Origin of the sequence: Flavobacterium sp., from assembly GCF_036405015.1 — a bacterium.
Lineage (GTDB): Bacteria > Bacteroidota > Bacteroidia > Flavobacteriales > Flavobacteriaceae > Flavobacterium.
Window position 1 is genome coordinate 1 of record NZ_DASWYK010000055.1, and the last position, 12,054, is coordinate 12,054.

At 33.6% G+C, this 12,054-nt stretch carries 7 protein-coding genes; all 7 read right to left on the bottom strand.

What is annotated here, in order from left to right:
* Window positions 1-286: 286 nt before the first annotated feature.
* On the bottom strand, window positions 287-3,190 hold the full coding sequence (locus tag VGE71_RS04310; protein WP_414656165.1) for an FAD-binding and (Fe-S)-binding domain-containing protein: 2,904 nt from the start codon (window positions 3,188-3,190) through the stop codon (window positions 287-289).
* Between the two features lie 141 nt (window positions 3,191-3,331).
* Window positions 3,332-4,468 carry a DUF1343 domain-containing protein gene (locus tag VGE71_RS04315; protein ID WP_331137194.1) on the bottom strand — a complete coding sequence of 379 codons (1,137 nt, stop codon included), beginning with the start codon at window positions 4,466-4,468 and terminating at the stop codon, window positions 3,332-3,334.
* Between the two features lie 189 nt (window positions 4,469-4,657).
* Entirely contained in the window at window positions 4,658-5,965 is a 1,308-nt protein-coding gene (locus tag VGE71_RS04320) for a serine hydrolase domain-containing protein (protein WP_331137195.1), read from the bottom strand.
* 3 nt (window positions 5,966-5,968) lie between these two features.
* Window positions 5,969-8,470 carry a beta-N-acetylhexosaminidase gene (locus VGE71_RS04325; protein ID WP_331137196.1) on the bottom strand — a complete coding sequence of 834 codons (2,502 nt, stop codon included), beginning with the start codon at window positions 8,468-8,470 and terminating at the stop codon, window positions 5,969-5,971.
* Window positions 8,471-8,482: 12 nt separating this feature from the next.
* Window positions 8,483-9,964, bottom strand: a complete 1,482-nt coding sequence (locus tag VGE71_RS04330; protein ID WP_331137197.1) for a glycoside hydrolase family 10 protein — start codon at window positions 9,962-9,964, stop codon at window positions 8,483-8,485.
* Window positions 9,965-10,228: 264 nt separating this feature from the next.
* Complete coding sequence (locus VGE71_RS04335) at window positions 10,229-11,140, bottom strand: alpha/beta hydrolase family protein (RefSeq protein ID WP_331137198.1); 912 nt, start codon at window positions 11,138-11,140, stop codon at window positions 10,229-10,231.
* Between the two features lie 136 nt (window positions 11,141-11,276).
* Window positions 11,277-12,026, bottom strand: coding sequence for a DeoR/GlpR family DNA-binding transcription regulator (locus tag VGE71_RS04340; protein WP_331137199.1), 750 nt, complete (start codon window positions 12,024-12,026; stop codon window positions 11,277-11,279).
* Between the last annotated feature and the right edge of the window lie 28 nt (window positions 12,027-12,054).

Consider the following 12,054-nt stretch of genomic DNA (forward strand, 5'->3'; position numbering starts at 1 on the left):
TGCCGAAGTTTTAATTAACGAATTAGTCAAATATGATAAAATGTTCAATCTAATGATTTATCCCAATCGTTCTCACAGCATTTCTGAAGGAGAAGGAACAAGAAAACATCTTTTGGATACCTTTATCAAATACATAAAAGAAAAATCTCCTCCTGGAGCTAAATAATTATAAAATAGTAAAGCCTAATTATTCTGAAAAATAATTAGGCTTTTTTATTTCTGTTACAGATTAAAAGATTTTCACTGATTTATTTTAAACTTTCAAAAAAATCTGAACTTCTAAATTTTATTTCAAGCAATTTCTCAAAATACTAACTGGATGCTGCGCTTCACGTTTTGTTCCATCATAAATTTGATGACGACAGCTTGTTCCTGCTGCTGCGATTTTTACGTTTTCTGCAGTATTTCTCACTTTTGGAAATAAAGTATCTTCTCCCATTTGCATACTTACCTGATAATGTTCTTTTTCATAACCAAAAGAACCTGCCATTCCGCAACAACCTGAACTGTAAATAGTAACTGTATTGTTTTTAGGAAGATTCAGCATGGCAAAAGTCGCTTCAACAGAACTTAACGATTTTTGATGGCAATGTCCGTGAATTTTAATTTCTTTGGTTTCTTCTGAAAATGAATCTTGTTTTATTTTTCCGTCGATAATTTCTTTTTTGAAAAATTCTTCGATTGTAAATGCATTTTGAGCTAATTTTTCGGCCGCTTCTTTATTATCAGCCAAACGAAGGTATTCATCTCTAAAAGTCAAAATCGCTGAAGGTTCAATTCCAACCAAAGGTGCATTTGATAGCACCAAATCTTTAAAAATGTTGACGTTATGATTGGCAATTTTCTTTGCCTCTTCCAAAAATCCTTTTGAAAGATAGGTTCTTCCGCTTTCTTCATGGTCCACAACTAAAACCTGATAGCCTAATTTTGTCAATAATTCGACAGCATCAATTCCGATATTAACGTCGTAATAATTCGTGAATTCATCTACGAATAAATACAATCTTCCATTTGGAAAATATGTTGTTTCAGGTTTAAAATTCTGATACCATTTCCTAAAAGTCTTTTTCGCTAAAAGCGGCACCTGTCTTTCAGGAGCAATTCCCATTGATTTTTTCACCAATGCCTGATTCGAAATAAAATTTGTAATCGAAGGGAACTTGCTTCCCATTTTATTCAGTTTGGCGTTATTGGCAAAAATCTTATTTCGGGTTGAAAATCCGTTTGCTTTTTGGTATTGGTATAAAAATTCTGCTTTTAAAGTTGCGACGTCAACATTACTCGGACATTCGCTTGCACAGGCTTTACAGCTTACACACAATTCAAAAACTTCATATAATTCTTTCTGATCAAATTTGTTTTCTTTTTCAGAATACGTTAAATATTCTCGTAATGCATTGGCTCTCGCGCGAGTTGTTTCTTTTTCGTTTCTAGTGGCACGATAACTCGGGCACATTGCTCCTCCTGCAGATGGCAATTTTCTACAATCACCAGAACCGTTACATTTTTCAGCTGCACGTAAAATGCCTAAACTGTCTGAAAAATCCTGAAATGTTTTAATATCCGGTTCTACTCTTCCTGAAATTACACGATGATTTTCGTCCATTTTCAGTGCGTTTACAATCTTTCCGATATTCAAAACCGAATTTGGATCGAATGCTAATTTGATTCTTTTCAGCAATTCGTAATTCTTGTCTCCAATCATAAACGGAATAAATTCTCCGCGTACAATTCCGTCACCATGTTCACCACTTAATGAACCTCGATATTTTTTAACCAAATGCGCCACATCAGTCGCAATAGTTCTAAACAATTTCAAATCTGATGTTTTTTTCAAATTCAAAACCGGACGAAGGTGCAATTCTCCCGCACCAGCATGCGCATAATAAATCGCTTCTTGCCCGTGACTTAACATCATTGCCGAAAACTCTGCAATATAAGCTGGCAAGTCACTTAACTCAACCGCTGTATCTTCAATAGAATCTGCCGCTTTATCGTCGCCTACAATACTTCCTAAAAGTCCTAAACCTGCTTTTCTAAGTTCATTAGCTTTATCAATATCTGGACCGTAGATTTTTACACTTGCATAACCAAAATTATGTTTTTCTAAATCAGCAATTAAAGCATCGGCTTGTTTTTCGGCATCTTCTAATGTGTTTGAAGCCACTTCAAACAACATAATTGCTTTTGGCTCACCAACCAAAAAGAAACGGTTTTTAATGTGTTCCCGATTGGTTTTGGTACAATCTAAAATCGTGTCGTCGATCATTTCGCAAGTGTACAAATGATGTTTCATTGCAATCACAACAGATTCTAACGATTCTTGAATCGTATGATAATGCGCCACCACCATAATGTTGTGCACTGGAGGTAAATCGTCAACTTTTAATGTAATTTCGGTTGTAAAAGCTAAAGTTCCTTCACTTCCGCAAAGCAATTTTCCTATATTAATTGTAGGTTCTGTCCCGCCAAACAATTCTGATTTTAATAGAATATCAACAGCATAACCCGTATTTCTTCTGTGAATTTCTGGTTTTGGGAACTCTTTTATAATTTCGTCTTGATGTTCTTTTATCGAAAGTTCATCATAAACACTTTTATAAATTTTATTTTCTAAAGAATCTCCTTTGGTTTTTTCAATAAATTCTGCAGAAGTCAATTCGCCAAACGCAACTTCAGTTCCATCACTTAAAATCGTTTTTACCTCAACAATTTTATCACGTGTTACACCGTAACGAATCGAAGTAGTTCCTGAAGAATTGTTTCCCACCATTCCTCCAATCATAGCACGATTGGAAGTCGAAGTAACAGGAGAAAAGAAAACGCCATGAGGTTTCAAGAATAAATTTAATTCATCTCGAATTACACCAGGCTGTACCGTTACCGTTCTTTTTTCAGCATCATAACCCAATATTTTTGTAAAATGCTTCGATACATCAATTACCAGTCCGTCTCCTACTGCCTGCCCTGCTAATGAAGTTCCGGCAGTTCTTGGAGTAACCGAAATATTATGATCAGCCGCAAATCGAATTAACTTACTGATATCTGCAGTCGTCTTAGGCAAAGCCACAGCATTCGGCCGAATTCTGTATACCGAAGCATCGGTCGAATAAAGTGTTTTATGAAGATCATCATATAAAAGTGTTCCTTCTAATGATTCTGATAACTGCTGTAACTCTTGGTTTGACATTATATTCTAATTTGTTGTCTAAAACTGTTTTTATTTTCTTTTGATGAGATTACAAAATTACTGTAATTTCAATAGTTATATTCTAATATGTTTGATTAAAATAAAGCATTTGAAATAGCTTTTTAATCTTTTCAGATATTTTTAATACAGTAAATATTTCTGACGCATTATTTTAAAAGCTTTTAAATCCTTTTCCCAGCTTTTTCTAATTTCTTCTTCAGAAATTCCTGCTTCAATTTGCTGCTGTAGTTTTTCATTTCCTGCGCGAATAGCAAATTTTCTTTTATCAAAAAACTTAGACTTATCCGATGTTGTTTGATATGCTTTTATCAGCCATTTAATCTCCAGCCTGTTTATTCTTGGTATAGAAGACAAATCTTCACCATTACATTCTATACCATTGTACAAAGGATCTTTATCTCCAAAATTAGGTTTTGGAATAAACGAAAAATCACTTTTTGGAAGATATGGTGAACCATAAATTTGAAACTGTTTTTCAGTTCCGCGTCCCATACTGACGTTTGTACCTTCAAAAAGACATAAACTTACATACAAATTAATCGCCTGATCGTTTGGCAAATTGGGTGAAGGTCGAACAGGTAAACTATAAGAACTTTTTCTAGTATAATTTAAACATGGAATCACAGTCAATTTACATTGAATTCCGTCTTTCAGCCATTTTTGTCCGTTGATCATTTTTGCTTCTTCGCCCAAAGTCATTCCGTGAAGCAGTGGAGTTGGATGCATTCCGATACCGCTTTTAAAAGCAATATCCAAAACCGGACCGTCGACAATCGCAATATTAGGATTCGGACGATCCAAAACGATTAGTGGAACATTATTTTCCGCACAAGCTTCCATTATTCTATGCATTGTAGAAACATAAGTATACAATCGCGTTCCAACATCCTGTAAATCAAAAATCATAATATCAATTCCTTTCAATTGCTCTGGAGTTGGTTTATTGTTTTTCCCATAAAGTGAAACAATCTGCAAACCTGTTTTGGAATCAGTTTCATCAGATACATGTTCGCCTGCATCCGCTGTTCCTCGAAAGCCGTGTTCTGGAGCAAAAATGCTTTTTATTTTTACTTTTTGTTCGACTAAAAAATCGACTAGATGTTTTTCTTTGGTTATAATTCCAGTTTGATTGGTGACAATTCCAACGGTTTTTCCTTTTAGTAGAGGAAGATACTTTGCAGAATTCTCAGCTCCTGTTTTAATTTGCTGTGCAAAAGAAACTGCTGAAATCATCAAACAGATTATTATATTTTTCATGGTAATTATTTTTTTTTATTTTTTTTCCGCCACGAATTACTTCGTCTATTCGCTATCGCTCGGGTCACGAATTATTTTTTTTATAATCTGTGTGAAAAATAATGCGTAGAATTACACTAATTTATTTGAAATAATTTGTGAATTAAAGACAATGCATTGAATTAAAAATTCGTGGCAGAAAAAAAACTCTTAATATTTTTTAATTTCCTTCCAGATTTTAGCACTAAAATCATCTTTGTACATTAATCTGTTGGTTCTTGTTGGATTTACGCGATTTGTTAGAATAATAAGAAATCGGTTTGTTTTTCTATTCATAAAGAAAAAAGTTCCTGTAAAACCCGTATGTCCAAAATCGTCTTTTGTAAAAAACTCGTCTGGTTTTCTTTTGTCAAAACCTAAACCGCGATAAATGCCGCTTTTAGCTAAAGGCGAATCTGTAAACTCTTTTACGACATTGGCTTTTAGAATTTGTTTTCCTTTATAAGTCCCATTATTCATCAGCATTTTACAGATCACTGCAATTGATTCTGCGTTGGCAAATAAACCTGCATTTCCAGAAACACCTCCAAAAATAGCTGCCGCTTCATCGTGCACATAACCTTTAATAGTGTCCTTTCTGAAAAGATTATCTACTTCTGTTGGCATTACATTATCAACAGAAGTCCATTTTAACGGATTATAGCCAATTTTTGAAATACCTAATTCCGAATAAATTTCATTTGTAAACTGATCTAGTTTCTTTCCTGTTTTGGTTTCTATCATTTGTTTCACTAAAAGCAAATTCAAATCGCTATACAAATATTTCCCTCTCGGATTTTTATTCGCAGTTGCAATCCTCTCATAAACTGATGGATAAAATTCTGGATTCAGCCACATATTTTTATAAATCTGAATCCAATTTTCTTTTCGTTGAAAAGAAAGATATTTTGAATCGTAAACAATGTTTTTATTAACAAACATAACATCAAAAGGCTCAACATATTGCTCTGATTTTTCTTTGCTCAATAAAGGCGAATTATCTGGTGTAGAAAGTAAAGCTTGATAAAAAGTAATACTTGGTGTTAATCCAGAAGTATGCGTTAGCAATTCAAAAAGCGTTAAATCGGAAATTGCTGTGTTTTTGTACATCGGAACAATTTCGCCTACTTGATCTGTAAGTTTTAATTTCCCATTGCCAACTAAACGCATAGTTACCAATGTTGCTCCTAAAACCTTCGACATTGAAGCCAAATCAAAAACATCTTCTGATTTTACCAATTGCTTTTTAGTATAATCATGATAACCGTAGTTTTTAGAAATCAAATTAAAATCTCCTGTACCAACAATAATTTGCGCTCCAGGAAAAAAACCATTTTTAAGCGCATTCTGCATCATTGAATCAATGTACTTTTCGTTTTCTTTATTGTCACCATCAATATTTATTTTTTTAGACGAATGGAAACCCATTCCCAAAAAAACAAAAGAAATAAGGACAATACTGAATGTTATCTTTTTCATGATTTACGGATTAATTTTTAAGTCTTGTCCTGCCATTAAAGGCTCATTATTGGTTCCTGTAATTTTAATTCTAACGGCTTTTACAGGTTGTTTCGGATAAATTGATGCATTGCCGTAATCAAAATTATCGCCTTTTATATAATCTTTTCCATTGTATGAATACTCCACAAAACCATTATTAATGATAAATCTCGGATGATGCGGAATTCCAGTCAAAACATCTATTTTAGAAGAAGTTACAGGATTAGTAAAGGTATACAAAATCCAGTCTCCATCTTTGCATGCCACATCGGTACGTAAATAGGTTTCTTCATTATAATCTTCAAGATTCGCAATCGGGAACTTCGGGTTTTCTATCATAGAAGAAGTCACTTTAACTTCTGGTTCCTGATAAGGTGAACAATTGAATTTTACATTCGCAGCCGACTTTTTCTCTTCTTTATTTTCAACCGTAAAATCTAATCGATACGTGTTTTTTTCGTTGTAATTATCAATGACAAATCTTAAACGAGGTTTTGATTTTAGAGCTTTTTCATCTGAATACATTTGTAGTAATTTACCATTTTCAAAAAGTGAAACATTTTTAATTATTCCATTTGTTCCATCGTCAATTGAATTAAAAGTCAAATACCAGATTCCTTTTTTGTCAACGTGTTCTGAGATATTTTCTGAAATCGTTAAAACTTCTACTTTTGAAGTATTCCAATTGGCAACAGGTAATTTCTCTACTTTCACCGCTGGACTTGCAGAAGTTTCATTAAAGAAAACCCTAAACATATAATTTTCGTAATTTTTCGTCGAAATTGGTCCTGTGTACAAAGGCGATTGTCTCGTTGGCTCATTACCATCTTTATCAAATCGTATAACAGCATTTTCGTAAGGAGGAGTTACGGTAATAGTTCCATTTTTATAGATTGCCGTTGGAGGAAAATCTCTAAAAGCAATTCCCATATCAGCCAATCTTTGCAAATGGCTGTTCGTTAATCTTCCATAAAAATCGTCCCAGTTTTTATACTCTTTTTTAGACCAGCCAATCTCTGACAAAGCACAAATTCTCGGATAACTTTGATATTCCATAATTCTTGCTGGACGATCCAAATATTCACTCCACAAAGCACCTTGAACTCCTACTATGTTTTTCTGTTCTTCTGGTGTTAATTCAGCATCTGGAATTGGTTCAAATGAATAGGCACGTTTTGTATCGGTAATTGCCGCCCAACGATGACCCCGTTCTGTTTCGGTTTGCGCCATATCATAATAAGTAAATTGACCTGGCATCATAACTGTTTTAAATCCTTTTTTAGCAGATTCTATTCCGTAACTAATTCCTTGCCAAGCAGAAATCAGTGTATTGGGATCGATTTCTCCGCCTTTCAAAATTTCATTCCAGCCGTCTGTTTTTTTATGATATTTATCTACAATTTTTTGAACCCTTCTAAAGAAATAATTCTGAAGCTGAAAACTATCTGTAAAGCCTTCTTTTGCCATCAAAGCTTGACACTTTGGGCAATGTTCCCAATTGGCACGATTAACCTCATCTCCAGCAATATGAATGTATTCGAATGGAAACAATTCGGAAACTTCTTTAATAATTGAATCCAAAAGATCGTAATTTTCTTCACGTCCCACACACCAAACGTTTTTTACTTCTCCCTGAACACTTTTCAATTCCTGTGTGATAGTACAACCTACTTCTGGATATGAAGCTGTTACGGCACGTGAATGTCCCGGAATTTCAATTTCTGGCATAACAGATATTCCACGATCAGCTGCATAAGCCACTACTTCTTTAATATCTTCTTGTGTATAAAAACCTCCGTAACGCTTGTCTCCTGAACCATACGATGGAAGTAAAACTTCTCCTGGACCTCTCCAAGCGCCTTTTAAAGTTAAATCTGGCAATGATTTGATTTCGATTCTCCAACCGTTATCATCTGTTAAATGCCAGTGAAAAACATTCATTTTATGCGCAGCCAACCAATCAATATAATTTTTTACGGTTTGTTTGTCAAAGAATTGCCTCGAGCAATCGAGCATCATACCACGCCAATCAAAACGAGGATAATCTTCAATTTTCACAAACGGAACGGTTCCTTTTTTAACTTCTTTTGCAGAACAAATTTGTACTAAAGTCTGCAATCCGTTTAAAACTCCGTTGGTTGTTTTTCCTTTTACGAAAATTCCTTTTTCATTTATTTCTAATTGATAAGCTTCATTTGGAAGATCTAATTTCTTATCAACTAAAAATGAAATAGTATTTTTTCCTTGTTTTTTTCCAATCGAAACAATCGGGTTAATTCCTGTATTTTTTGAAAGACTTGTTGAAATATAATCAGTACTATTTTTTAGTTTTTTGTCTACAACAATTTTTAATATTGAAGGTAAAACCAATTGTCCTGCACTTTGCTGAACTGAAACGGGTTTTGGAATTAAATCTAATTTTTGAGCTTTTACAAAACTGATAGAACTTAGAAACAGGGCTAATAGAAGAATACTTTTTCTCATTTCTTTACATTTTTATTTTACTAAAAATTCTATCGGACTACTTTCTGTCTGGGTCTGACTCAAAGCGGTGAGCGCGTAAACATAGTTTTCCAAATCGGCATTTGGAACTTCTAGTTTTAAGGCTGTGGTTACATAATAAATATTTTCAGGATTTGAGAAATCGGTTATTTTTCTTTTTGGAAATCTGTAAATCACATATTTTTTGTCGTTAAATCCTGCTTTCCAAGTCAACACTGCGTTATTGCCTTTTTTAGCAATTACAGCATTTGTTGGCGGTTCTGGTTTTAATCTTGTAATTCTGTTAGCCTCAGGAGTTAAAGCGATATATTTGTATTCTTTTTGAATCAAAGGCTGCCTTAAAGTATCTCCTTTTTTCAGAAAAGTCGAAGCTGTAAAATGCATTGAACCCTCAATTTGAGGCATTTTACGAATCATTTCAATCTGTTTCACGATTTGATCAGGGCTTCTCCATTCTGGTTCTTTCGCAGAAGTCGAAATTTTGTAATCGCCATGACCAACATAAACATTTGCGCCGTATTTATGTTCTGCCCACCATTTTGCCAGAACTTCAAAATTGGCTCTGTCAAAACCAATGTGCCAGTATAATTGAGGCGTAACGTAGTCGATCCAGTTTTCTTTCTGCCATTTTAAAATATTGGCATATAAATCGTCGTAGTTTGTAGCTCCAGCAACGGTTTTAGAACCTTGAGAATCTTTCGCGATATTTCTCCAAACTCCAAAAGGCGAAATTCCGAACTCAACTTCTGGTTTATTGGCAACAATAGTATCTCTAATTTGTTTAATGATTAAATCGACATTGTCTCTTCGCCAATCGTCTTTGTCTTTGAATTGGCGTGGCTCTTTAGCGAAAGCTTTTTCATCTGGAAATTCTTGTCCAGCAATTTTATACGGATAAAAATAATCATCCATGTGAACGGCTTGAATATCGTATTTACGAACAATTTCACCTACAACAGAAGCAACAAAATCTCTGGTTTCTTGCAAACCTGGATTAAAATATCTCGTTTTTCCGTAAGTCAGAAAAAGGTCTGGTCTTTTAAAATATAAATGCTTTTTCGAAAGAACATCTCTAACCGTATCTTTCTGCACACGATACGGATTCAGCCAAACGTGTACATTCATACCTCGTTTTCCTGCTTCGTCAATCATCATTTGCAATGGATCAAAACCGGGCGCAACGCCTTGAGTTCCTGTTATCCAATGCGAAGCGGGTTCTTTTGTCGATTTGTAAAAAGCATCGGCTGTTGGACGAATTTGAAAAATTACAGTGTTCAAATTATATGAACGAAGATTGTCCAAAATAGTAATCATTTCGGCTTTCATTTCTTTGTCTGACAAACCTGGTTTAGATGGCCAGTCGATATTTTCTACTGTAGAAATCCAAGCGGCTCGCATTTCTCTTTTTGGAGACTGCTGACTGAAAATTTTGGTATGGATCAGCAAAAGCAGAATTATAATTTTTATACTTTTCATAGGTTACATTTCTTTGTTAGTTTTCTAAAATTTAACCGCAAAGAGCGCAATGATTTACGCTAAGTTTGCAAAGGTTTATACTTATATTTTGTCTCTTTTTCTCTAGCAGATTCTCCAGATTTAATTCATGGAAATTTGTGGAAAAAAATCATTTTAATCTTTTAATCTTCGGCTAAAAAAATACCTAACAGGTTTTAAAAAACCTGTTAGGCTAGGTAACCAACCTATTTTTATGTGCTACTTATTGTAAATAGCAACACACAATTATTTATTTATTTTTTCAGTAAAAAAATTATGAAAGAATAGTAATTGAAACTTTAAAGAGTTTTCCCAATACTTTAGATCATGTTTTCCTGGGCGTTCTATATAATCGTGATTGATTTTTAAGGCTAACATTTTAGCATGAAGCTCTCTGTTTACTTCCATAAAAAAATCATCCACACCACAATCTATAATTAATCTTAAATTGTTGTCTTTTACCAAATCAAGCATATTGGTAACGGTATTTTTATTCCAGTTTTCTGGGAATTCGGCAAATGTTCCTAGACGTTTTTTTATATCCCAATTCTCCGGAAAAGGTCTAAAATCGACACCACCGCTCATACTTCCGGCAGCACCAAATATATCCTGATGTTTAAAAGACAAATACAAAGCTCCATGTCCTCCCATACTTAATCCTGAAATAGCTCTATTTTCACGGTTGCCAATTGTCTTATATTTTTGGTCTATGTAAGGTACTAATTCATTGATGACATAAGTTTCGTATCTAAAGTTAGGATCTACTGGACTATCAAAATACCAGCTTGAATAATTGCCGTCTACACCTACTACAATAAAATTATATTGATCAACCTGATTTTTAAGTTCTCTAAAATCTTTTGCCCAAGAAGCATAATTACCGCTGTATCCGTGAAGCAGATACACAACTGGAAATTTTTTATCTTTCTTTTTATAACTTTCTGGAAATATGATACAGCTTTTGATATTCTTATTCATTGAAGAACTAAAGACCTGAATAGTATCGACAGTTGCAGCTTTGGCGCTAAAAAATAAGAAAGTTATATAAAATGTGTAGAGTATCTTTTTTTTAACTCTTCTGTTTTGCGAACTATTACTTTCGAAGATTTTTAAAAATTGCAGTAGAATGCTATTATGAGAAGAAGTAGTGCTTTTCATATAGTTTGGTTTAGTTTGAAAATAGTTTCAACAAATATATACAAAAAACAAATTGATTACATTATTTTGCGTTATTTAATAAAAATAAATATTAAAAACGCAAAAAAACGCAAAAACACATTTAAAACAACTTAATCTAGAGTATAAAAACACCTGATTTTCGATATTCTTCAAGACTTTCGTCGTTTGGATCTAGATTTGTAACGATAGTATCTAATTGTTTTAAATCGCAAACAACATGAGGCATTTTAGTATTTAATTTATCCGAAGAAAACATAGAAACAACTCTATCTGAAGCTTCTATCATAGCTTTTTTGACAATTGAAATCTCATAACCAATTTCTGTAAGCCCTTGTTTGATATTGATACTACTGGCTCCAATAAAACAAATATCTGCTTTAATTTTTGAGACTACCTGAATTACATCCATACCAATTGTTACCATTGCATTTTTCTGCATTTTACCTCCAATAAAGATCAAATCAATATTAGGATGTTGTGATAACTGCATTGCTATTGGAAGACTATAAGTGTATATCGTAGCTTTTAAATCGGCCGGAATTAACTTGGCAAAAACGAGATTTGTACTTCCTCCGCTCATTATAATCACCTGGTCATCACGCAATAAAGACAATGCTTTTGTAACAATTTGCTTTTTTTGTTCTTCTGCCGATATATAAATATTGAAAACATCTGCCGATTTTTCAGTTACTTGAACTGCACCGCCATAAACTTTCTCTAAAAGTTTTTTACTGTCCAATTCATTTAAATCTCTTCTAATAGTATCTTCTGATAAATCGAGAGCCAAAGCCAAATCGGTTGTGACAACTTTTTGTTCTTCAACAAGTTTAGTCATGATGTATTTATGTCTTTCGGCTTTCAGCATTTTCTTAAAAGTTAAAATTCAGGACAAA